This window comes from Ancylobacter sp. G4_0304 (assembly GCF_047501495.1).
Classification (GTDB): Bacteria; Pseudomonadota; Alphaproteobacteria; order Rhizobiales; family Xanthobacteraceae; genus Ancylobacter.
The window spans coordinates 64,371-87,613 of the sequence record NZ_JAZDRM010000017.1; the positions used below are offsets into that span (position 1 = coordinate 64,371).

Genomic DNA, 23,243 nt, shown 5'->3' on the forward strand with positions numbered 1-23,243 from the left:
GGGCTCAGCCGCCGTTCTTGTCCGCCTCCATGCGCGCCTTCAGCGCGAGCAGGGCGGCGAACGGCGAATCGGGATCGACCGGCTTGTCGCGGCGGGGCTCGTCGCGGCGCGTGTCCTGGCGGGGCGGGTTGAAGCGCTCCTGCGCCGCGCGCGGAGGACGGCCGGCATTGCGGTTCTGGTCCTTGCGCGGCTCGCGCTCGGTGCGCTCGCCCTGCGGGCCGCCCTTGCGGTCGCGGCGCTCCTCGCGGAACGGACGACGGCCACGCTCGGCCACCTCGCCATCCGGCCGGGGAGCGTCGGTGCGTTCGGGACGCGGGGCGCGCGCCTCGCGCGGAGGCTGGGCGGCAGCATCGCCCGCCGGCCGGTTCTGCGGGCCGCGATGGCGCTGATGGCCCGAGCGCTGCTGGCCCGCGGGACGGCCCGGACGCCAGACCTCGATCATCGCCGGCTCGGCCAAAACGGCGGCGCCGGCGGCGGAATCGGCGGCAGCTTCGGCACCGGCAGTCTCCAGCGCCGGCTCGACCGTCTGGTCGAAGGCGACATCGGAGGTCGGCGCGGACGCCACCTCGCTCAGCACCACCTCGATCTCGGCCGGGGCCTCGACCACCTCGACGACCTCGATGGCCGGCTCGATGGTCTGGTCGAACACCGGGTCGGTGCCGATCGGATCGACCGCGATGAGCACCGCGGGGGTCTCGTCCACGGGCGCTGCATCGACGGGAACGTCAGCGGCTGGTGTGTCGGTCGCCGGGGCCTCAGCAGCAGGCGCCTCGGCAGCGACCACCGGGGCCTCGACCGGCGCCGGGCGGCGCTCCATGCGGTAGCCGAGCGAGCGCAGGATCGAGGCGAAGTCCTCGCCCGCGCAGCCGGCCAGCGAGGTCATGGCGACAGTGGCGGTGAAGCCGCCGCCTTCCACGGCACCGGCCGGCTTCTCGCCGGGGGCGCCGGCGCGCCAGGCCAGAGCCGGACGGATCAGGTCGGCAAGGCGCTCCAGAATGTCGACGCGCACCGCACGCTCGCCCGCCACGCGGAAGCCGACGGCGCGATAGAGCCCCTTCTGGATTTCCGGGTCGACCGGGATCGAGGTACGCCCCGAGGAGGCGAGATGGGGCAGCTCGTCCAGCCCCTTCTGCTGCAGCCCGCCATGCTTCAGCGCCCAGAGCTGGGCGGCGAGCGCGCGCGGCGCGGGCTTGAGCAGCGCGGGGATATAGATGTGGTGGGCACCGAAGCGCACGCCGTGGCCGCGCAGCACCGCGCGCGCCTCCTGGGCGAGGCTCTTCATTTCCTCGGCCACCTTGTGGCGTTCCAGCACGCCGAGCGATTCCACGAGCTGGAACGCGATGCCGCGGCCGATGCCGGCGATGTCCTCGGCGCGGCCGAGCGCCATGATCGGACCGAGCAGCTTTTCGATATGCGCCTTGAGCCACAGATCGATGCGCGCCTGCACGCCGTCGCGGGCGGCGCCGGTCAGATGCTCGTCGGCGATGATCTTGAGGCGGGGAGTGAGCACGTCGTCGCCGGGAATCAGCTTGCCGACCGGCTCACCGATCCAGCGCAGCGTGCCGTCGGCCGAGAGCACGAAAGCGTCGTCGGTGGCTTCCGCGAGCTTGGCGGCGCGCGCCTCGATCTCGCCGGCCAGCGCCTTCTGCGCGGTTGCCCGCAGGGCTTTCGCCTCCGGCCCGCCCGCCGAGGCGTCGGCCGCGAACTGGAAGCCGAGCAGATGGCCGATCACATGGCCTTCGACGACGACATCGCCGGTCTTGGTAATTTCTGTATCCAGCATTGCGTTCTCTCGCAGGCGCCTCATCAGGACGCTGGTCCGACGGTCCACGAAACGGTGGGTCAGCCGTTCGTGAAGCGCGTCGGAAAGTCTATCTTCCACACGCCGCGTGACACCTTGCCAGTGTTCCGGGTCTTCGAGCCAGTCCGGCCGGTTCGCCGCGAAGGTCCAGGTACGGACCTGCGCAATGCGCCCCGACAGCGTGTCTATGTCACCTTCCGCTCGGTCCGCCAAGGCCACTTGTTTGGCGAACCAGTCGGTGGAGAGCTTCCCGAAGCGCATAAGGTCGTCATAGACCCTCGCCACCAGGTCGCTGTGCGAGGCCGGCGACACCTTGCGGTAGTCCGGCAGCTGGCACGCTTCCCACAGCCGCTCGACCCCCGCCGGGGTGCCGGCATGGCGGCGCACATCGGCGTCGCGGGCCATGGCTTCCAGCACCAGAACGTCGTCGGCGGTGGGCGCGCGGGTCAGGCCCTCCTCGCGCGGCGGGATGCTCAGCGAGCGGTGCAGCGTGTCGATGGTGGAGAAGTCCAGCGCGGAGTTGCGCCATTGCAGCACGCGGTGCGGCTCGAAATGATGGGCTTCGAGCTGTTCCACCAGCTCGGCATCGAAGGGCGGGCAGCGTCCGGTGGTGCCGAAGGTGCCGTCGCGCTGCGCGCGACCGGCGCGGCCGGCGATCTGCGCCAGCTCGCCGGGATTGAGCCGGCGGAACTGCCAGCCGTCGAACTTCACATTCCCCGCGAAGGCCACATGGTCGACGTCGAGATTGAGCCCCATGCCGATGGCATCGGTGGCGACGAGGTAATCGACGTCGCCGTTCTGATAGAGCTCAACCTGCGCGTTGCGGGTGCGCGGGGAGAGCGCGCCGAGCACCACGGCCGCGCCCCCGCTCTGGCGACGGATCAGCTCGGCAATGGCGTAGACCTCGTCGGCCGAGAAGGCGACGATGGCGGAGCGGCGCGGCAGGCGGGTGATCTTCTTTTCGCCGGCGAAGGTCAGATTGGACAGGCGCGGGCGCACCAGAATCGAGGCGCCCGGCAGCAGCCTCTCCACCAGCGGGCGCATGGTGGCGGCGCCGAGCAGCAGCGTCTCCTCCCGTCCGCGCCGGTTCAGCATGCGGTCGGTGAAGACGTGGCCGCGGTCGAGATCGGAGGCGATCTGGATTTCGTCGAGCGCGACGAAGGCGACGTCGAGATCGCGCGGCATCGCCTCGACAGTGGCGACCCAGTAGCGCGGATTGTCCGGCTTGATGCGCTCCTCGCCGGTGATCAGCGCGACATTATGCTCGCCGGCACGCTCGACCAGCTTGCCATAAACCTCGCGCGCCAGCAGCCGCAGCGGCAGGCCGATCAGGCCCGAGGAATGGGCGAGCATGCGCTCGATGGCCAGACTGGTCTTACCGGTATTGGTCGGCCCGAGCACGGCAGTGACGCCACGCGCCCGCATGTGCGGCGGCAGCGGCTTTCCCGTCGAGGCAAGGACATTGGCCGGCGGCGCGGCGATATTCATGCGATGATCTGTCCGTCGGGCCGGTGACCCGACCTGTCTAGCACAAGGTTTTCACGATCGGCGACTCGAGATCGCGCCGGTTCGGAGCACGGCGGGGCCTTCCCGCCTTACGGGCAGCGCGCCCGGAGGAGAACAGGAGCGCAAGCGCCCCGCCTGTGTCATGTGGCGCCGGATGCGCCGGAGGCAATCGGGGAGAGGCGATCTGTCGCCGCGTGGCGAGCTATCGGTCGAAAGCCGGCCTCACTGACCCGTGGTCGAGGCCGCCGCCTTGCGCCCCACCGTCGGCTCGGTGATGAAGCTCAGCGCCTCCATCTGCGCCACGCCGAGCAGGGTCGCGACCGAGGCGCGGAACGGCACCAGCATCCGCGTGCCCGCCACCGGGGCGAGCCACACATACATGTCCTTGTTGTTCATCATGTATTTGACCGACTTCCGGTCCGGCTTGTGGCCGGAGACCGGGCGGTAGGCGACGCGGCACACCACGGAGGGGCCAGCATAGCCCTTCTCGGCCTTCACGTCTTCCATGCGGTCGAAGATCAGGTCGAGGTCGTAACGCTGGCGGCCGTCGAAGATCGAGAGCGTGCGCCCGCACGCCTTTGGCGACAGCGGGCTCTCCGTCCCCGGCACCATGATCAGCGTCGCCGTCATGGGATCGAAGATGTTCTTCTTGTCCTTCTCGGTCACGGGCACGCGGTCCGCGGCCGGCATCACCGGGGGCTCGACGGTCATGTCAGTGACGGCGGCACCGCTCATCACCAGACGGATCGCCTCGTTCTTGCGGTCCGATTCGGCTTCCATGGCGAAGGAGCGGGGCTGCAGCGTGCCGCGATCGATGGCACCGCGCGCACCGGCGGCCCCCTTGCCGGACGAAACCGCCTGCACCACGCCGGTCAGCCGCGCGCTGCCGGAGGCGACATAAGCCTTGTCGTCGACCTCGATGAGGAAGGCCGCGCGGCCGAGCTCCAGCCCGCCGAGCGACAGGCGATAGCGGGCCTCCAGCCGGCCATCGGCCGAAGCGGCCGTCGCTCCCAGGCCGACACTAGCGCTCACCAGCGCCACAACTGCTCCGAGGCCGAAACGCTGCATTGCGGAGCCGATTCCCTGAAATGAACGGCCGCGCGCCGATTCGCCACGCAGCGATGGAAATGTGTAATATTGATCGGGTGACGTTGGAAGGCGGCACAACTGTGGCCGCCCGCGGACAACAGCGCGTGATGACACGCGCGTGCGCAAAATGGCGGCGCGAAGGCGGGTCTGCGCACAGCCGGCACCCGCAACGGCCTTGACGGCGTTTGGCGCCTTCCTTATAGGAGCGCACTCAATTTTGACCGATGCCGGATGCGGATCGTCGGACTGAACCCAGTCCTGCGGCGCGGCCGGCCACGAACTTAAGGAATTCCACGATGTCGCGTCGGTGCGAACTTACCGGGAAGGCGGTTCTTACCGGCAATCTCGTGAGCCACTCCAACCGCAAGACCCGTCGGCGCTACCTGCCGAACCTGGTGAACGTCACGCTCACCAGCGATGTCCTGAAGCGGTCGGTAAAGCTGCGCGTGAGCGCCAATGCCCTGCGGACCGTCGATCATCGCGGCGGCCTCGATGCGTTCCTTCTCAAGGCCCGCTCCGAGGAGCTGTCGCAGAAGGCCGTCGAGCTGAAGCGCGCGGTCGAGAAGGCCAGCGTCGCCGCCGCCTGAGCGACGACGCTCGGCCATGAAGCTCGCCGGAACCACCCTATCGCCTTCGAGGCTCGCGCTCCCCGTCATCGGCATGATGGTGGTGGTCGCGGCCTCGAACGTGCTTGTCCAGTATCCCGTCGAGCATTTCGGGCTCGGTGAGATTCTCACCTGGGGCGCGTTCAGCTACCCGCTCGCCTTCCTGGTGAACGATCTGACCAATCGCCGCTTCGGCCCGGCCGTGGCGCGGCAGGTGGTCTATGCCGGCTTCGCGCTCGCCGTGGTGCTGTCGATCTGGCTGGCGACGCCGCGCATCGCGCTCGCCTCGGGCACGGCTTTCCTGTTCGGCCAGTTGCTCGATATCGGCGTGTTCAACCGCCTGCGCCGCCTGAGCTGGTGGCATGCGCCGCTGGCCGGCAGCCTGTTCGGCTCGGCGCTCGACACCGCGCTGTTCTTCTCGCTCGCCTTCGCCGGCGACCCGGACATGTCGTTCCCGGTCACCTATGCGCTCACCGGCATCACCGTGCCGCTGTGGATGGGCCTCGCCTTCTTCGACTTCCTGGTGAAGCTCGCCTGCGCGCTGGTCGCGCTCATCCCCTATGGCGCGCTCATGGGCTGGCTGAAGCCGTGGACCGGCACGCTGCCGCAGCGCCCGACGGCCTGAACCTTCCTATTTGATGACCGCGAAGCGCAGCAGTACCGTGCGCTGCAGCAGCGAGAAATTATTGTCGGAGATCAGGGTGAGGATCACCTCGCCCCCGACGCCGCGATGCGCGGCGATCGCCTCCATATTGTCGATCGACGCGAGCCGGTTGGCCTCGATCAGCACCTCCCCTGCCAGCCGCGCCCCGGGCACGAAATCGCTCAGCGCGAAGCGCCGGATGCGCATCGCCACCCCGCGCAGCATGTCGTAGCGCCGCTCCAGCAGATAGACCCGCCCGTCATCGGCCAGCGCCATGTCGGTGGCGGCGTAATCGTCGCTGCGCTGGATGGTGAAGGTGCCGGCCAGCCCCCCGCCCCTCAGCGGAGAGAACAGGAAGCCGGGCAGGCTCGACGCATCGCCGGGATCGACCTCCCCCACCGCGATCAGCGCATAGGGACTTCCCGTCGGCGGCGCCAGCAGGGCCTCGATGCCCTCATTGGCGCCCAGCGCCTTGAACACCCCGCCCGGCACGATCGGCTCGGCGCGCGCGGTCAGCGGCTGGTCGCCGGGGAACAGCCAGATGCCATGCCGGCGCTCGACGCCGACCACATAGCCCTCGGAACTGCGGGTCAGCGCTTCGGCATCGCCGCTGCCCTGCGAGGCGAGCGTGCGCCCGTTCGGCCCGAGCATGGGGGTGAGGATCACGCCGCTCATGCCGATGGGCGCGTCGCCGGATTGCCGGATCGTGCCGGAGAGCCAGTTGCCGCGATCGGTGATGGCAAGGAAGCCCGCGCCGTCCGGGGCGATGCTGAGGCCGGAGATGCCGCCGAAATCCTGGCTGTCCGAGGTCAGCACCAGCCCGCCCTTGAACTCCAGCACGCCGAGCCGGTTATTGCCCGAGGCATCGAACCGGCTGATCGACTGCGCCTCGACCACGATCGGCCCGACCTGCGCGACCGCCGGCAGGCTCATTGCCGAGAGGCCGACCATGAGGCAGGCCCCGAGCCCCGCGCTCAGCAGCCGGCGACGCAGGCGTGGGAGTATCGCGCGGGCCCCTGCCATCAGCCGCGCACCCGCGCGGGGAGCATGCGGTAGATCAGCCCGTCGCACCGCACGAAGTGATGCCACAGCGCCGCTCCGACATGCAGCGCCACGATGCCGGCGATCACATAGGCGAGAGCGACATGGACCGGCCCCGGCCAGCCGAGCTGCTTGCCAAGGGCGGAGATCGTCAGAATTCCCAGCACCGGCTGGATCAGGATCGCGAGGTAGAGCAGCCCGTGGGTGGCATGGGAGGCGATCGCCAGCACCCGCGGCATGCCGGCCGGCAGCGGTGGCGCGCGATGGGTCAGCCGCCATCCGACCCGAAGCACCGCGAGCGCCAGCACTGCATAGCCCGAGAAAAGATGGATGCGGAACAGGTAGAAACGCGGATCCGTGCCGCGCTCGAAGAAGCCCCAGCTCCAGCCGGTGGCGAACTGCGTCAGCACCAGCGCGGCCACCATCCAGTGCAGGCTGCGCGCCACCCGATCGTAATGTTCCGTCATGCCGTGCGGGTCCGGGACTGTTTGCGAATCTGCGGTCATCGTAGCGGAAATAGCCGGCGCGCGTTGGCAAGATGCGCCGCGACGCGCGCCGACATATTGCGATGCAAAGTATTTCCATGCCATGTCACGATGGGAACGGGGTTCCGGAGCATCGCCTTTGACACGAGCCGCATCGACGGATGGCAGAACGGGTCAACGCTCCCGGCTGGTCGCCCGGCCCGCCAAGGTGACGGACCGCAGCAAGCCGCCGGCCGCCGGCACCAAGACTCCGCGCCGGCTCAAGCAGATCGAGGCCAAGCGCACGGCAATCCTCGATGCCGCTCTCGGCCTGTTCTCGCGCTACGGGCTGCTCGGCACCACGGTGGAGCAGATCGCCGAGGACGCGGCGGTCTCCAAGACCAACCTGTTCTATTATTTCGCCTCCAAGGAAGATATCTACGTCGGCGTGCTGAGCCGGCTGCTGGACCAGTGGCTGGACCCGCTGCGCGGGCTGGAGCCCGACAGCGATCCGGTGCTCGGCATCGGCGAGTATATCCGGCGCAAGATCCTGTTCTCGCGCACCCACCCGGAGGCCTCGCGGCTGTTCTGCCTGGAGATCGTGCAGGGCGCGCCGCTGCTCGGTCCCGAGCTGCGCACCTCGCTCAAGGAGCTGGTGGACGCCAAGACCGCGATGATCCGCAACTGGACCGCGCAGGGCAAGCTCGCCCCGGTCGACCCGCATCATTTGATCTTCTCGATCTGGGCGACCACCCAGCATTACGCGGATTTCGCGGTACAGATCGACGCCGTGCTCGGCACCGGCCTCGACGACGAGGAGTTCGCCGACCAGGCCGCGCTGAACATCCAGCGCATCATCCTCGACGGCATCCGCACCCGCCCCGACACGCCCACCCTGCCCGCGGACGGGCCGAGGAGCACGCCATGAACCGTCGCCACCTGCTGGCTTCCGCGATCGCCGCCACGCTGCTCGCCATGCTCGCCGCGCCCACCGCCTGGGCCGCGCAGGGCGAGCCGCCCGCCGCCCAGCCCTCCGCGGCTCCGCCGCTCGACGTGCAGGCCCTGCTGTACGACCCGAAGACCCCGACCGGCGGCAACCCCAAGGGCGACGTCACCATTGTCGCGTTCTTCGATTACAATTGCGGCTACTGCAAGCAGTCCTCGCCGGCGCTGGAGAAGCTGGTGAAGGAGGACGGCAAGATCCGCCTCGTCTACAAGGATTGGCCGATCCTGGCCGCAAGCTCGGTCTCGGCCGCGCAACTGGCGCTGGCCGCCCATTATCAGGGCAAGTATCAGGCCGCCCACAAGGCGCTGATCGCCCTGCCCAGCCGTTCCATGAACGACGCCAAGATGAGCGCCGCGCTAAAGGCGGCCGGCGTCGACCTTGCGCGCCTCTCCGCCGATCTCGACGCCAACGCCAAGGAAATCGGCGCCATACTCGTGCGCAACAACGAGCAGGCCGAGGCGCTCCAGCTTCCCGGCACCCCGGTCTATCTGGTCGGCCCCTACAAGGTGGCGGCCTCGCTGGACTATCAGGGCTTCAAGGACGTTGTGGCCGACGCCCGCAAGCGCGCCAGCGAGAATTAATCTCCCGAGGCGTCGAGCGCCGCGCGCGCCCGCGCCAGAACCTCGTCCGGCCGGCCGCCCGCATCGACACGCACCCAGTCGAGCGGGCCGATAGCGCGCGCCGCCTGCTGGCGCACCACCTCTTCGCCGGCATCGGAGGCATCACCGCGTCGTGCGCTCACCCGCGCCGCCAGCGCGTCGAGCGGCGCCTCCAGCCACAGGCCGCGAAAGCGCGCGCCGCAGACCCGCGCCACCTGCTCCAGCGCCGCGCGCTCCTCCGGGCGCTGGTGCACGGCGTCGACGATCACGCCATGACCGGCGGCGAGCACCGCCCGCGCCTGTTCGCGCAGCCGCTCATAGACCTGCGCGGTGATCGCGTGCGCATAGCCGGCCTCCGGCAGCGTCTCGAATTCCGGCGCGCCCATGAGCCGCTTGCGCTCGACATCCGAGCGCAGATGCACCGCGCCGGGCAGCGGCCCGATCCCCGGCGCCAGCGCGGCGGCCAGCGTGCTCTTGCCCGTGCCGGACAGTCCGCCCACCGCCACCAGTTCCGCCGGCGCCGGCTGGAGCGCGACATGCGCGAAGGCGAGATAGTCGCGTGCCTCCTTGTGCGCGGCCGCGCGGCGTGCGCCGTCGAGATGGTCGGCGCCGGCCGCCGTCACCTGCGCGCGGATCGCCGCCCGCAGCGCGAGGAACAGCGGCAGCGCCGGCAGGCCGCCCAGCGGCTCCCCCTCGCGGCATTGCGCCAGATAGCGGTTGAACACCAGATTCGCCTCGGCGATGAGGCCCCGTTCGGCGAGGTCCATCAGCAGGAAGGCGAGATCGTAAACGCGGTCGGTGGTCGCCAGCCGCTCGGAGAATTCCAGCGCATCGAACAGCACCACGCGCTCGCCGACCTCCACGATGTTGCGCAGATGCAGGTCGCCATGGCAGCGCCGCACCTCCCCTGCCCGTGCGCGCGCCTCAAGCAGCGGCCCGAGCCGCTCCAGCGCCTGCCGGCACACCGCGCCCAGTTCCGCCACCGCGTCCGGCGCGAACAGCTCCGGCCGCTCGGCGAGCCCGGCCTGATTATCGGCCACCACCCGCGCCAGTTCGGCGGCGGAAGCCACCTCCTCATGACGCGGGGCGCGGGCGTGGGAGGCGGCGATGGCGGCGGCGAGACGCGACAGCCGCTCACGGGTGAGTTCACCCCGCGCGGCGAGGCGGTCGAAGGTCATCTCTTCGTCGAAGCGGCGCATATGCACCGCCCACTCCACCGGCTCGCCCGCCCCGCCGAGCGCGAGGCCCGCGCCTTCGCGGGTGACGGCGACGAGGCCGAGATAGATATCCGGCGCATTCGCCGCATTCACCGCGATTTCGCGGGCGCAGGCGGCGCGGCGCTTCTCCAGCGTCGACAGGTCCATGAAGTCGAAGCGCACGGCGCGCTTGACCTTGTAGACGTCCTCACCGGCGAGGAACACGACCGCGCCATGGGTATCGATCCGGCGTACGTCGCCGGCAATGCCGTGAGTCGGTGGCGCCGCCAGCAGGTCGAACACCGCCGACTGGTCGGCGACGACATGGGTGGCGTCGGTCATTCGCGGCTCCCGGGCGGCCCTGCGGGCTGGTGAGCGAGACTAGCGCGCCCGGCCGCCGCTGTGTTGATGGTTGTGCGCTCTCCAAGAACGCCAGCAGCTTCCTCAGGGAGTTTCGCAACAGGTTTGACCGAGCGCCGGGCGCGACTGTCCGGGCGACCTCGCTCGGCGGATCGGCGCGATGAGCAGATAGATGGACGGCTCTCCGAGCATCGGCCTCAGCAGCCACCCCAGAGCGATAGGCATCGAACCCTTCAGGTGACCGCAGAGCATATGCCTCCAGGACCAGCGCTCAGCCTTGAACATAGGATGCAGCGGCTTGCTGCGATTTCCAGGCGAGGAAATTGGCGACGTCGCATCCTACTATCAAAGCGAGCCCGCGACCTCAGAACGGCAGGCGTGCGTTCTCTTTGACCGACTTCATGACGAAGAACGTCCGTGTCTGCCGGACACCGGGAAGGGCTATCAATTTCTCTCCCTGCAACCTGTTGAAGTCCTCCATGTCACGGCATCGAATTTTCAGTAGAAAGTCGAACTCGCCCGCCACCAGGAGGCAGTCGATGATCTCTTTCATCTTGAGAACCGCCTCTTCGAATGCCAGCCTATGCTCCGGGGCAGCTCGGTCCAGTGCAACGCCGACCATCACGAGAGTGCCCAGGCCCACCATTGCCGGCGCCAGATCGGCTCGAACGCCCGTGATAAATCCCTTCTCGAACAGGCGCTGCGTCCGTCTGTGACACGTCGCCGGGCTGACGTTCACCTGCATTGCCAGTTCCGCATTGCTTAGCCTTCCATCGTTCTGAAGGGCGCGCAGGATTTTGACGTCTATCCGATCGAAGGTGGGCTTGGAAGTTTCTTTCATTTTCAAACCAAAAACGCGACAAGACGGCCATTCTAAGGGGTCTTTCTCCAAAATTATCATAATTTTTGAGAAAACTACGAGAGCACCTTTCGCCCAAGATCGGGTATTTCTGACGACGCAACGTAACTCAAATGAGATCGCCGCGTGAGAACGAGAGCTCCTGATCTGACCGCCTAATCTCCCTCTCCTCGTTCGCCTTCGGCGACCGAAAAATAAGCCCTCGCAAGCGTTTGATTGTTTGCGTCGCCTGACGAAGGGCTGCGGCGATGCCTTTGCACGCCTGCCACACAACGGCACCTCCAAACTCCTCGTTTTTGACGGCCTTGCTCTAGCTGGCGTCTTCTATTGGAAGGAACTTCTACATGGCTGCAATTAAGACAGGCCTTCTCGCTGCTACTGCCGCTGCCGCATCCCTTGCGTCGGCGACACTCGTCCATTCAGCCGATCGGATCCCGGACGCGCAGGCTGTCAAAAATGTCGTACTCGTGCACGGCGCCTTTGCCGACGGCTCGGGCTGGCGCGGCGTCTATGACCAGCTGACCCAGCGCGGCTATCGAGTCACCATCGTGCAGAACCCACTGACCTCGCTGGCCGACGACGTCACGGCGACCAAGCGGGCGCTGGCCCGGCAGGACGGCCCGGCGATCCTCGTGGGGCACAGCTGGGGCGGGACGGTGATCACCGAGGCGGGCGTCGATCCGAAGGTGTCCGGCCTCGTCTATGTTTCAGCCCTGTCCCCCGACAAGGGCGAGACCACGGCCCAGCAATATGAGGGGTTCACCACCCCGCCGGAATTCGTGCTCGACGTCGGCAATGACGGGTTCGGCTATGTGAAGGCGGAGAACTTCAAGGCCGGCTTTGCCGCCGATGCGAGCGATTCCGACGCCGGTTTCATGCGCGACTCGCAGGTGCCGATCGCCATGTCCGTCTTCGGGACGAAGCTCACCGAAGCCGCCTGGCGCAGCAATCCGAGCTGGGCGGTGATCGCCACCGACGACAAAGCCTTCGACCAGCGCATGCTGCAGCACATGGCCAAGCGCATCGGGGCGAAGATCACCGAGGTCCCCGCAAGCCATGCGGTCTTCATGACACAGCCCAAGGTCGTCGCCGACGTCATCGACGAGGCAGCCCGGTCGGTCAGCGCCAAGGCGCAGTGAGGAGCAGGGGGTCGGCAGAAGGAGAGCACGTTTGCCTTCCTGCCGGATCCTTGCGAGCCGATGATGAAAACGCTCGTTTCCATAGCGCGCGCATCCCGCATGCGGTCTCAGCTTCTGCTGCCGGCGCCTCGCTCGCGTGCCTGCAAGGTCTGGCGCAACTGGCGATCGATCGCCCGCAGCCGGACTTCATCGGAGGCGAGCGCGGCAAGCGCCTCGATCGCGTGCGCCTCGCGCTCGCTCAAGTCGCGCGGCTTCCTGTCGATGACGCATAGTGAGCCGACGACAAAGCCGTTGCCGTCCAGAATCGGCGCGCCCGCATAGAAGCGGAATCCGGGCTCCCCGGCCACGGCGGGGTTATCCGCAAAACGCGGATCGCTGGAGAGGTCCGAGACGGAGAACACCTTCTTCTGCAGGATGGTGTGGTTGCAGAAGGCCCAGCTGCGCGGCGTCTCGGGCAGTTCGAGCCCGATCCGCGACTTGAACCATTGCCGCGTCTGCGTCAGCAGCGTCATCAGGGCGATCGGTGCCTCAAGACTCTGGGCGGCGAGCCAGGTGAGCCGGTCGAACGCTTCTTCGGGCGGCGTATCCAACAGGCCCGTGCGCTCCAACGCGACCAGCCGTTGCCGCTCGTTGAGCGCAATCGGAAACGCCAGGCCCTCCTGAGCCATGGCGGCGACCTCGCCATCCGAGAGCCATCCGCGCAGGGTCGCCACCGCTTCGGCCGGCTCGCGCAGGAGTGTGACCCGCGAGGGTAATGGCGGACTGGGCGGGTCGCCGATTGCCACAATGCGGCTGTACAGAAGTTGCGCATTGCCGGCGAGACTCTCCAGAAGCGGCAGGTGGTGATCGTCGGCGCCAGCCAGATCAACGAGCACGGTATGCGGCTTCAAGGCGCCGATCATGACCATCGCGGCCATGACATCGTCGAACAGCTCGGCCGCGCATTCCGGCACCTGGTCCAGAAGCCTGCGATAGGTCGCCAGACGCTCAGCTGATGCGATGACCACGACCGCTGCGGACGCGCGGAGCACCTCGGAGGTCGCGCCCTTATTGTCGATCAAAGCCATGACGTCGGCGCGATAGACCCGGCGATGCCCGCCGGGCGTCTTCCATGACGAAATCGTGCCGCCCTCGATGAGCAGCTGCGCCGTACGCACCGACACACCGAGCAGCCGAGCCGTATCGGCGGTGGTGAGGATGTCCTTCTCTGCGTCGATCATCGCGGTCCCGATAGAGCTTGAGCGGCACGGGTCATAACCCACAAACAGGATATTAGCACAAAGTCATATTTGATAGAAATGATAAATTTGATACTTACCCCTCCGCACATCAGGAGGAATTGGAATGACGTCCCAGCACACCGAAGCCGCAGACTTCGCCGCGACCGCCGCCGACAATCAGCAGCGGCTGCGTTCGAAGCTCCAGCGGCGCTATGATTTCATCGTCTGCGGCGCCGGCTCCTCCGGCTCGGTCGTGGCGCGACGGCTCGCCGAGAACCCGGCGGTGCAGGTCCTCCTCGTGGAGGCGGGCGGCGACGATGATGCCGAGAGCGTCCGCAACCCTTCCATGTGGCCACACAATCTGGGCAGCGAGCGCGACTGGGGCTTCCAGGCAACCCCGAACCCGCATCTCGATGGCCGGACCCTGCCGATGTCGATGGGCAAGGGCCTCGGCGGCGGCTCCAGCATCAACGTCATGGTCTGGGCCCGCGGCCATCGCAGCGACTGGGACTTCTTCGCCAAGGAAAGCGGTGACGATTCCTGGGGCTATGACGCCGTGCTCGATACCTATCGCCGGATCGAGAACTGGCAGGGCAAGCCGGACCCGCAATACCGCGGAAGCTCGGGCCCGGTATGGGTACAGCCCGCGCAGGACCCCAGCCCCATCGCGCTCGCGATGCTCGACGCCGCGACCGAGATCGGCATTCCCCGCTACGATCATCCCAACGGCGCAATGATGGAGGGCGCCGGCGGCGCCGCCATCACCGACATGCTGGTCAAGGACGGTCGGCGCAACTCGCTGTTCCGTGCCTATACCTACCCGTTCATGGACCGGCCCAACCTCACGGTTCTGACTGGCACGACGGTTCGCCGGGTGCTGTTCATGGGTCGGCGCGCCGTTGGGATCGAGGCGCTTCGCGATGGCGACCTCTTGACGATCGGCGCCACCTCCGAGGTGATTCTTTCGCTTGGCGCGATGCACACACCGAAGGTGCTGATGCATTCGGGGATTGGCGATCGCTCCGAGCTTGAGCGGTTCGACATCCCCGTTATCCAGCATCTGCCCGGGGTCGGCGGCAATCTTCAGGACCACGTCGCGTTCTGCTGCATCTGGGGCACGCGCGAGCCGATCGCGCCGCGCAATACCGGAAACGAGGCCAAGCTGTACTGGAAGACGCGTCCGGAGCTCGACGCCCCCGACCTGCTGTTCTGCCAGGTGGAATTCCCGGTGCCGAGCGAGCGTACCGCGGCGCGCGGCGTGCCCGAGCACGGTTGGACGATGTTCGCCGGACTTGCCCGCCCCGCGAGCCGAGGGCGGCTGCGCCTGACCGGATCCGATCCCTCGTCCGGCATCGAGATCGACGCCAACATGATGTCGGCGCCGGCGGACATGGACGCCGCAATCGCCTGCGTCGAGCTTTGCCGCGAACTCGGAAACGCACGGGCTTTCGGACCGCTGGTAAGCGGCGAGGTCCTTCCGGGGCCATTGAAGGGCGAGTCGATGAAGCAGTTCATCCGCGACTCAGCCGTCACCTACTGGCACCAGAGCTGCACAGCCAAGATGGGACGGGACGCGATGTCAGTCGTTGACGGTACTCTCAAGGTCTACGGCGTCACAGGACTGCGTATTGCCGACGCCTCCATCATGCCGCGCGTCACAACCGGAAACACGCAGGCACCCTGCGCCATCATCGGAGAGCGCGCTGCCCAGGCAATCCGTCAGACCCACGACCTATGAGTTGTGAGCCGGGGCAGCCGGTAGGAGGCGCCCCGGCGATGCCGCGAGATCGATCCGTGCTGCATGATTCCGCTTCGCTCGAAAGGCTCGACCATTCCGAGCCGTTCCGTGGCCTGAATGTGATGATGGTGACGTCGGACGAGACCCTGCGTTGCCACGTCACGACCTATTTGCGGGAGCACGGATGCCGCGTCGTCGGCGCGGACCGCGTGCCGGCGGTGGGGCGGCTCCAGTCCGAGCGGTTCAACCTTCTGGTTCTCGACGCACAGCTTGACCCCGTCGATGGCTTCGAGGCGCTGCGCCGCGTGCGGGCGGTGTCTGAGCTTCCCATCATCATGATCACCCGAAACCGGCAGGACGAGATCGACTGTGTCGTCGGGCTGGAGCTGGGCGCCGACGACGTCCTCGCCGCCCCGCTCAGTCCGCGCGAGTTGCTGGCCCGCGGCCGCGCCATTCTGCGTCGCATCGGACGCTCTCGCTTCTTCGATGCCGAGAACCGCCCGGGTGGCTGGCGCTTCATCGGTTGGGAGCTTCGGCGCCGCACCCGAACGCTCACCGATCCGTCCGGCCGCGTCGTCGACCTCACGCGCAATGAATATACGTTGTTATGCACCTTCCTGGAGGCGCCGCGGCAGGTGCTCTCCCGTGTGCAGCTCATGCGGGCCACTCGCCCACACGAGGACATCTTCGACCGGAGCATTGACGGGCAGGTGCTCAGATTGCGACGGAAGCTTCAGCCGAACGCGAGCGCGCCGCAGCCGATCCGCACCGAGAGGGGCGTGGGCTACCTGCTGGATGCGGAGGTCGAGCCCTTGTTCTAGCGACGTGCATATTTCATCCGTCGTCATTCTCCACCGCGCTGAAGCCATATCGACGAACAGGCCGCTTATCGGTGCTCCTCCAACATGGAGTGCCTTATGAGTACCAGCATCAACAGCATCGCAAGCGAGGCGGCTTGCGCGCCCGACGTTCTCTCAATCCCGCTGCACAAACTGGACGTCGCGCGGCCGGAGCTTTTTCAAAGCGGCAGAGTGTTCCGCTGCTTTGAAAGACTGCGACGGGAGGCGCCTGTTCACCACTGCGCCGACGGGCTGTTCGGGTCCTACTGGTCCATCACCAAGCATAGCGACATCGAGGCGATCGAACTGGATCCGGACACGTTCTCTTCGGAGCACGCCAATGGCGGCATCACGATCACGTCGCGTCCCGATGACCCGCAGTTCCTGCCCTCTTTCATCGCGATGGACCCGCCCCGACACGCGGCGCAACGAAAGGCTGTCGCGCCGGCATTTTCTCCCGAGCGCCTGCAGTACCTCGCGCAGCAGCTGCGTGACTGGTCGGCAGAGATTGTGGGCGAACTGCCGGTCGGCGAACCTTTCGACTGGGTGGACAAGGTCTCCATCGAGTTGACGGCGCGCACGCTGGCCTCGCTGCTCGGCGTGCCACGGGAGCGATCGCGCGACCTGATCCGCTGGTCGAACGCGATGGTTTCGCTCCCCGGCAGCGCGGCTTTTCCGACCCTCGCCGACAAGCTCAAGGTGATGCAGGAATGCTTCTCGGCCTTCGACGCCATCTGGGAGGAACGGCTGAAAAACCCGCAGGGAGACGACCTGCTCTCCATGCTGGCCTCGGGCCCCGAAACGCGCGCCATGTCGCGCACGGAACTCCACGGAAACCTCGTGCTGCTGATCGTCGGCGGCAATGACACCAGCCGGAACGCGATCAGCGGCAGCGTCGTCGCCTTCGATCGCTTTCCAGAAGAACGCGAGAAGCTGAAAGCTCGTCCCGAGTTGCTGACCGCCCTCACGCCCGAGGTTCTGCGCTGGCAGACGCCTGTCGCCCATATGCGCCGCACGGCCATGCGTGACGTGCCCCTTCGCGGGCAGCAAATCCGCAAAGGCGACAAGGTCATCCTCTGGTACATCTCGGCGAACCGGGACGAGGACGTGTTCGAGAGCGGCGACGACTTCCGGATCGAGCGGCCCAATGCACGGCGTCATCTTTCCTTCGGCGCGGGAATTCACCGGTGCATTGGAGCACGCGCGGCCGATCTACAGCTGAAGATCCTCTGGGAGGAGATCCTGCGGCGCATCCCGCGCATCGAAGTGGTCCAGGCGCCGGTCACGACCTCGTCCACCTTCGGGCACGGCTATACCGAGCTCATGGTCCGCATCCCTGAACGCTTCGCAGCCTAGTCACTGCGACGCCTTCGACACATGCGGCACGGCTTAATCGATCCCGCAACAACGCGCCGATGGTCCGATCCGTCGCCCCTCGCCGCGCTCTTCTCACGGAAAACCAGATGAATCCGATCTTCGGCACCCCGGCGCTTGTCGTCCTTGCACGTTTTCTCGTCACCTGTCCCTTCTGGATCAGCGGAGTAGCCAAGAGCATCCACTTTGACCTTGCCGTCTCCGAGATGGCACGCTTCGGCCTTGAGCCCGCGATCCTGTTCAACCTTGCGACCATCGCGGTCCAGCTTGGCGGATCGGCCATGCTCGTCTCGGGCCGATTTGTCTGGTGCGGCACCGCCACGCTGGTGCTGTTCACCTCGCTCACCATACCGCTGGTGCACCATTTCTGGTCGATCGCAGAAGAACCGTTCCGCACCATCGCCTTCCATACGGCCAGCGAACATGTCGGCCTCATCGGCGGGCTGATCGCTGCCGCTGCTCTGTCATCGCCACGCGCGGGAGCCGCGCCCGCCCGTCGAAAGGATCGCGCTCATTCGAGTGGCAACGATCTACAGGAGCGCATCACTCTCGACCGGGATGTGCAAGCTCGGGATGGGCGCAAGAACGTGCCGTCGGATGGGAACTACTTCTGGTTTTGAAGGGACGGCTCTTCGTCTCGATGCAAGCCAAGAACGACATGCCTCGTGTTTGGCGGCAGAGGAAATCGTCATGCCCTGACAAAGCCCCGTCCAAAGCCAGCGATACGATCGGAGCCTAAAACCTTGTTCGGGCTGGGACTGTCGGCTTGCACCCTATGCATCGTCACGACGATCCCTTGACTGAATCGCCCTGTCCGGGAGGTCGCCGCGAGGACTCCATCTTCGCTGTCGAGCAGCGTTACACGATCGGCCACGGCCCTGCTGATGGCCGGTCGTGTCGTCGTCTATGGCGCTGCGGTGGCGCCGCCGAACGGCGCGACGGCGTCTTGCCAAACCAGCCTGGCTTGTTGCAAGGCAACATCCATCTGCGGAAAGGCAGGCGTGTGAGTCAACGCTTGAGCTTTGGCGGTGTTCCGGTCGCATGGCCAACATGGCTCACCCGCGCCGTGCCGGATCAGACCGCAGAAACCCGACGATCTGCTCTTCCGTAAAGCGGCTGCGCCCCATGCTCTGGTCCTCTCGATGGGCCAGAACGAACTTCAAGCTGGATTATCCCGGAGGGGCAACGTCATCGACGGTTCACTTTTTCGCACGTGAAATCGCGAAACCCCAAAACGACAAAAGCCCCGCTACCGCGAGGCTTTGTGTCTTGCAGGAAACTGGAGCGGGCGAGCCGCTTAGGCTCACGCCGGTGCTTTGTGGATTGGATCGACCCAGTAGACCGCCTCCGGCTTCTCTACGGGGTCGACATCGGTAATGTTCACCACCACCGCTTCGTTATCCGAACGGACCAGCACGCATTCGAGCGGCGCGTCGGGATCGGCGTTGATCTCCTGATGCGGCACGAAGGGCGGCACGAAGATGAAGTCACCCGCCTCGGCCTCGGCGACATATTCCAGTCGCTCGCCCCAGCGCATACGCGCGCGGCCGCGCACCACATAGATCACGCTTTCCAGCGCACCGTGATGGTGCACACCAGTCTTGGCGTCGGGCTGGATAGTGACGGTGCCGGCCCAGATCTTCTGGGCGCCGACGCGGGCATGGTTGATCGCGGCCTGCCGGTACATGCCCGGCGTCTGCGCGGTGTTGGCGTCGAGCCGGTCGCCCTTGATGACGCGTACGCCGTTATGTTTCCAATGGTCCGCCACGTGTTCATGCTCATGCGGATGGTCGTGGGAATGCTCGCTCATCGTCTGGTCCTGTGTGCCCTCAACATTCATCGGCGATAAGTCCATTTTCCGTTGAAGCACTTGGGGCTGAATCTCCCCATCACGCGCGCATGCTAGAACCGTGGCCTACCGAAGGGCTTTCGGCACGGGGGCGCTTCAGGGTGCCGACCTCACGCGTCGACGCCATTCCGACTGCGCCATAAAGCGCCCCTGCCAGATGCCGATGCCTGTCGCTAGTGCTGCCGCCTCATCGGAGCACGAAGTCGCTCCTGAAGCTGACGACTGCCATGGCGTGCCCCAGCAGGCCAGCCAATGGCTCATGTCCGCATCGTACACCGGGCAGATCGCGATCCCGCGTGCCCCCGACCGGGATATGCGCCGGATGTTCAAGATGATCGCGGGCAAGGCCGGCGTTACCAGGGAAATCCGCGACCGGCTTCAGAACCACGCGCGGCAAGATGGCAGCTCCTGCAACTACGACCGGGGAACTGTGGTGATGGTGCTAGCGACTACTTTCTGACGATGGCGCCGGAGCAACTGTTGTCGGGACCGCCGTTCTCTATCCACGAAGCAGATTTCCCAGCTTCGATACATCGTCGAGTGTGGACAGGTTGAGCGTCGTCTCGATCAGCCTCTCGCACTTCTCGGCGCCGAGGATCGGCTCGATCAATTCGCGCGCCTTAGTGACGATCTCCGCCCGCGACATCGGATTGTCCGAGGTGCCGCGCACCGCCTCGATATGCTTGAACAGAACGCGGCCATCGGCGAGCTCGATGGTCAGCTTGGCTTCGCGGCGCGGCAGACGGCGGCCCAGTTCCTCGCTGGCGATCAGCTCCACCTTGCTGCGGAGCGCCCGCACTTCCGGGTCCTGCATGCGCGCTTCGTCATGGATCGAGGCAAAGGTGGCGGTGCGGTCGATCAGCATCACCGCCAGCATATGCTGGACGCAGACCGCCGGCATGTCGCGATTATCCACCACCGTCGCCTCGCGATCGCCGATTTCCACCACGATCCGCGTCACGTCGGCGCTCGCGAAATCATGCTCGCGCAGCAATTCCTCGGCAGCGTCGAGCGGGGCCTGAATCGGCGAGCCGACCGTCCATTTCTTGATGTTGGAATGGGCGATGGCGAAATGCCGGCCAAGGTCGTCGATCAGCCCCGCCGGATCGCAGTTCGGCCCATAGGCCAGAAAGTAATTATCGTTGCCGGAGAACGGGTCTTCCACGGCCGTGAAGCCCGCGCTGACCATCAGCGCCGCCGCCGTGCCGTTGCGCGCCGGCATGCCGCCGAACACGAAGGCTTTGACGATGTGGTCGGGGTCGCGCTGCCAAGCGGCGATGCCGGAGGATTGCTGGGCGGCATAGTCCAACGCCCAGCGCATCTGCCGATCATGGAAACCGGCGAGGCTGCCGGCTGCAGCTGTGGCACCGAACAGGCCGGCGACGCTGTGCGTGCTTTTATGTTCATCAGCAAAGAAACGACGGACCCCGAGCGTCATGGTCACACGCGAGCCGACATCATAGCCGAGCGCAACGGCGCGCAAGAACGCTTCGCCGCTGACGCCCTTCCACTCGCCGATGGCAAGCGCGGCAGGCACCACCGCGCAGCCGAGATGGGACAGCGAAGGCGCATGGGAATCATCGGTCTCGTCGGCATGGGCCAGCATGCCGTTGGCGAGCGCGGCCTCCATCGGGCCGACCTTGGCGGCATGGCCCGCCACCGAACACACCGGTTGACCGGGCAGCGCCGCGAGATAGTCGAGGCTGCGCTCACCGGCAGGAAGCTCCGCGCCGGAAATCATCGAGGCCAGGGTGTCGAGTATGTGCAGCACGGCGCGCTCGGCCACCGCCGGCGGCAGGGGCTGGTGCGCGGCCTGTGCCATGTAATTGCTGAGCTGAAGGGTAACGGGGCTTACGGCGTCGCGTTTCATCTGCGTTTCCTCAATGTTTTTGGACAGCGCCGGGCGGCGTTTGGCGTTGATAGGATTGGATCGCCCGACGAGATGCGTGGTCAGGACACGAGGAAATCCTCGATCCGGCGGGCATAGGCGATCACGGTGCGCACCAGTTCCGGCGCGGCTTCCGCATGAAAGCGGAATTCGGGAATGGTGAGCAGCAGCGAGCCGAAGCCGAAGCCGTCGCGGCTGCGCAGCGGCACGGCAAGGCCGACCGCGCCGGCGAGCCTTTCGCCATGGGAAATGGCAAAGCCCTCGCGGCGGATATCGTCGAGCTGGGTGTGCAGCGTTTCAGCATCCACGACCGTCGCCGCCGTGAGCGGCGTCAGATCATGATCGGCGAGGAGTTGCCGAGCCTCATCCGCGGGGAGCGATGCGAGCGCAGCCTTGCCGCTGGCCCCGGCATAAAGCGGTGAGGCTTCGCCGGGTAGCAGCCGATAGCTCAACGGCCGACGGGGCTCTTCCACTGCCACCACGACAAGACTGACGCTGCGACGGTCGATCATGCTGACGCAGACGGTCTCGCCGGTTTCCTCGACGAGCTGGCGCATGGCGGCGCGCAGGCCGGCAGCGAAGCCGTCGCGGCCGGCGACCAGCGCCATGGTCATCAGAAGTTCCGGCCCGGCCACCACACCGCGACCGCCCGGCGCACGGCTGAGCCAGCCAAGCGCTTCCAGCTCGGCCAGCACGCGGTGCGTGGTGGGAATGCTCAGGCCTAGCGTTGTCGCCAGCATGTTGGCGTGAACCGGCCCATTGGAACGGGACACGACCCGGACGATCGCCAAACCCTTCCCCAAAGCCGACAGCTTGGCGTCGGGCTCGGATGCCGGCTCCGCAACAGCAGGAGAGACAGTCTTCGGCATCGATGGACCACATATCCCGGTAAACGAAATCTCCTCTCATAATAATCGTCTTCGACCGCCGAAGCAGGAGGCGCACACTTGCCGATGAGGAAATTCAAATCATAAAATAATAACATATTCCGATAAACGGAATGAATACCAAGAGGCCATCAGGCCCGGGCAAAACGCTTAGGTAGGAACGCCAGTCATGAAGCTGAAATCATTGGCGCGGCTCGGAGCCGTCGCCGCTGTATTCGCGACGCTCGCCGCCCCGGTTATCGCCGCGGACTATCCCACCCGACCGATCAACGTGCTGGTCGGCTCCGGCGCCGGCGGCATCAACGATCTCATCGCCCGCATCCTCGGCGAACACATGACGAAGACGCTGGGTCAGCCGCTGGTGATTGAGAACCAGCCCGGCGGCGGCAGCACCATCGCCATCTCGCAGGTCGCAAAAGCGGCCCCCGACGGCTACACGCTGCTGGTCAACGGCTCGGTGCATTCGGTGGTCGGTGAGCTCTATCCCAAAGCCGGCATCGATGTGGAAAAGGATCTGCAGAGCGTTTCGCTGCTCGCCGGCGTCCCTTTGATCCTCACCGTCGTGAAGACCCTGCCGATCACCGATCTGAACTCGCTGCTCGCTTACGCCAAGGAGCACCCCAACCAGCTCACCTTCGGCTCCAATGGCCGCGGCAGCGGTGCGCATCTCGCCGCCGAGCTGGTGAAGAGCATGGCGGGCGTGCAGTTCAAGCACATCCCCTACCGCACCACTCCGCAGGCGCTGAATGACCTGCTCACCGGCCGCATCTCGATCATGCTGGGCACGGTGACGATGTTCGCGCCGCACATCCAGTCCGGCGAAGTGCGCCCGATTGCGGTGAGCACCAGTGAGCGCTCCACTCTGGTTCCGGACGTGCCGACCTTCAACGAACTCGGCCTCAAGGGCTATGAGGCGTCGAGCTGGACCGCGCTCTATGCGCCGAAGGGCACGCCGGCGGCGGTCATCGACCGGCTGAACGTCGCGATCAAGGCGGCGCTGGAGGACGAAGAGGTCAAGAAGCGCTTCGTGCAGCTCGGCCTGATCGCACCGCCGGAACTCGGCCCGAAATATCTCAACACCTACCTCAACAAGGACATTTCCCGCTGGGCCGCCGTGCTGCGCGCGAGCCCGGAATAGGC

20 protein-coding genes and 1 pseudogene are annotated in these 23,243 nt (G+C 66.5%); 11 read left to right on the plus strand and 10 right to left on the minus strand.

Annotated features, from left to right (window positions below; translation table 11 throughout):
• Positions 1–4 precede the first annotated feature (4 nt).
• Both VRZ77_RS11610 and VRZ77_RS11615 read right to left on the minus strand, forming a co-directional pair.
• Positions 5–3,289, minus strand: a complete 3,285-nt coding sequence (locus VRZ77_RS11610) for a helicase-related protein (protein ID WP_414592815.1) — start codon at positions 3,287–3,289, stop codon at positions 5–7.
• Between the two features lie 240 nt (positions 3,290–3,529).
• Positions 3,530–4,375 (minus strand): DUF3108 domain-containing protein, encoded by an 846-nt coding sequence (locus tag VRZ77_RS11615; protein WP_414592816.1) that lies wholly within the window; start codon positions 4,373–4,375, stop codon positions 3,530–3,532.
• A 317-nt stretch (positions 4,376–4,692) separates the two neighbouring features.
• Between VRZ77_RS11615 and rpmB the strand changes: the two genes are divergently transcribed.
• On the plus strand, positions 4,693–4,983 hold the full coding sequence (gene rpmB, locus VRZ77_RS11620) for a 50S ribosomal protein L28 (protein ID WP_414592817.1): 291 nt from the start codon (positions 4,693–4,695) through the stop codon (positions 4,981–4,983).
• 16 nt (positions 4,984–4,999) lie between these two features.
• Positions 5,000–5,626, plus strand: coding sequence for a queuosine precursor transporter (locus tag VRZ77_RS11625; RefSeq protein ID WP_414592818.1), 627 nt, complete (start codon positions 5,000–5,002; stop codon positions 5,624–5,626).
• Positions 5,627–5,632: 6 nt separating this feature from the next.
• Here the strand turns inward: VRZ77_RS11625 and VRZ77_RS11630 are convergent, their stop codons facing one another.
• A complete protein-coding gene (locus VRZ77_RS11630) occupies positions 5,633–6,667 on the minus strand; it encodes an esterase-like activity of phytase family protein (protein ID WP_414592819.1) in 1,035 nt (344 codons plus the stop codon).
• Positions 6,667–7,152 (minus strand): cytochrome b, encoded by a 486-nt coding sequence (locus VRZ77_RS11635; protein ID WP_414592820.1) that lies wholly within the window; start codon positions 7,150–7,152, stop codon positions 6,667–6,669. Before VRZ77_RS11635 ends, VRZ77_RS11630 begins: the two co-directional genes overlap by 1 nt.
• 226 nt (positions 7,153–7,378) lie before the next feature.
• Here VRZ77_RS11635 and rutR point away from each other — a divergent pair, with 226 nt between their 5' ends.
• Together rutR and VRZ77_RS11645 are read left to right on the plus strand one after the other, a co-directional pair.
• On the plus strand, positions 7,379–8,077 hold the full coding sequence (gene rutR, locus VRZ77_RS11640; RefSeq protein ID WP_414592821.1) for an HTH-type transcriptional regulator RutR: 699 nt from the start codon (positions 7,379–7,381) through the stop codon (positions 8,075–8,077).
• Complete coding sequence (locus tag VRZ77_RS11645) at positions 8,074–8,736, plus strand: DsbA family protein (RefSeq protein WP_414592822.1); 663 nt, start codon at positions 8,074–8,076, stop codon at positions 8,734–8,736. Before rutR ends, VRZ77_RS11645 begins: the two co-directional genes overlap by 4 nt.
• Here VRZ77_RS11645 and VRZ77_RS11650 read toward each other — a convergent pair.
• The gene (locus VRZ77_RS11650; RefSeq protein WP_414592823.1) at positions 8,733–10,292 is read right to left on the minus strand and encodes an AAA family ATPase; all 1,560 of its coding nucleotides are present in this window, start codon (positions 10,290–10,292) and stop codon (positions 8,733–8,735) included. The genes VRZ77_RS11645 and VRZ77_RS11650 overlap by 4 nt on opposite strands.
• A 382-nt stretch (positions 10,293–10,674) precedes the next feature.
• Positions 10,675–11,151, minus strand: coding sequence for an Lrp/AsnC family transcriptional regulator (locus VRZ77_RS11655; protein ID WP_414592824.1), 477 nt, complete (start codon positions 11,149–11,151; stop codon positions 10,675–10,677).
• Positions 11,152–11,513: 362 nt separating this feature from the next.
• Between VRZ77_RS11655 and VRZ77_RS11660 the strand changes: the two genes are divergently transcribed.
• The gene (locus VRZ77_RS11660) at positions 11,514–12,308 is read left to right on the plus strand and encodes an alpha/beta fold hydrolase (RefSeq protein ID WP_414592825.1); all 795 of its coding nucleotides are present in this window, start codon (positions 11,514–11,516) and stop codon (positions 12,306–12,308) included.
• A gap of 107 nt (positions 12,309–12,415) precedes the next feature.
• Here VRZ77_RS11660 and VRZ77_RS11665 read toward each other — a convergent pair whose 3' ends face one another.
• Positions 12,416–13,528 carry a GAF domain-containing protein gene (locus VRZ77_RS11665; protein WP_414592826.1) on the minus strand — a complete coding sequence of 371 codons (1,113 nt, stop codon included), beginning with the start codon at positions 13,526–13,528 and terminating at the stop codon, positions 12,416–12,418.
• 124 nt (positions 13,529–13,652) lie between these two features.
• Here VRZ77_RS11665 and VRZ77_RS11670 point away from each other — a divergent pair, with 124 nt between their 5' ends.
• The 4 genes from VRZ77_RS11670 (at position 13,653) to VRZ77_RS11685 (ending at position 18,099) form a co-directional block, all read left to right on the plus strand.
• Positions 13,653–15,266: a GMC family oxidoreductase gene (locus VRZ77_RS11670; RefSeq protein ID WP_414592827.1), complete on the plus strand. Its 1,614-nt coding sequence runs from the start codon at positions 13,653–13,655 to the stop codon at positions 15,264–15,266.
• 56 nt (positions 15,267–15,322) lie between these two features.
• Complete coding sequence (locus tag VRZ77_RS11675; RefSeq protein WP_414592828.1) at positions 15,323–16,087, plus strand: winged helix-turn-helix domain-containing protein; 765 nt, start codon at positions 15,323–15,325, stop codon at positions 16,085–16,087.
• Positions 16,088–16,183: 96 nt separating this feature from the next.
• Positions 16,184–17,461 (plus strand): cytochrome P450, encoded by a 1,278-nt coding sequence (locus VRZ77_RS11680; RefSeq protein WP_414592829.1) that lies wholly within the window; start codon positions 16,184–16,186, stop codon positions 17,459–17,461.
• A 107-nt stretch (positions 17,462–17,568) separates the two neighbouring features.
• A complete protein-coding gene (locus tag VRZ77_RS11685; protein ID WP_414592830.1) occupies positions 17,569–18,099 on the plus strand; it encodes a DoxX family protein in 531 nt (176 codons plus the stop codon).
• A gap of 683 nt (positions 18,100–18,782) precedes the next feature.
• Here the strand turns inward: VRZ77_RS11685 and VRZ77_RS11690 are convergent.
• Entirely contained in the window at positions 18,783–19,289 is a 507-nt protein-coding gene (locus tag VRZ77_RS11690; protein ID WP_414592831.1) for a cupin domain-containing protein, read from the minus strand.
• A 328-nt stretch (positions 19,290–19,617) separates the two neighbouring features.
• Here VRZ77_RS11690 and VRZ77_RS11695 point away from each other — a divergent pair.
• Positions 19,618–19,752, plus strand: a pseudogene (locus VRZ77_RS11695) (site-specific integrase); the annotation flags it as partial.
• A gap of 75 nt (positions 19,753–19,827) precedes the next feature.
• On the opposite strand, the gene VRZ77_RS11700 reads toward VRZ77_RS11695, so the two are convergent.
• Together VRZ77_RS11700 and VRZ77_RS11705 are read right to left on the minus strand one after the other, a co-directional pair.
• On the minus strand, positions 19,828–21,198 hold the full coding sequence (locus VRZ77_RS11700) for an MmgE/PrpD family protein (RefSeq protein WP_414592832.1): 1,371 nt from the start codon (positions 21,196–21,198) through the stop codon (positions 19,828–19,830).
• Positions 21,199–21,278: 80 nt separating this feature from the next.
• Positions 21,279–22,085 carry an IclR family transcriptional regulator gene (locus VRZ77_RS11705; protein WP_414592833.1) on the minus strand — a complete coding sequence of 269 codons (807 nt, stop codon included), beginning with the start codon at positions 22,083–22,085 and terminating at the stop codon, positions 21,279–21,281.
• A 187-nt stretch (positions 22,086–22,272) separates the two neighbouring features.
• On the opposite strand from VRZ77_RS11705, the gene VRZ77_RS11710 reads away from it, so the two are divergent.
• Positions 22,273–23,241 carry a Bug family tripartite tricarboxylate transporter substrate binding protein gene (locus VRZ77_RS11710; RefSeq protein ID WP_414592834.1) on the plus strand — a complete coding sequence of 323 codons (969 nt, stop codon included), beginning with the start codon at positions 22,273–22,275 and terminating at the stop codon, positions 23,239–23,241.
• Positions 23,242–23,243: the final 2 nt, after the last annotated feature.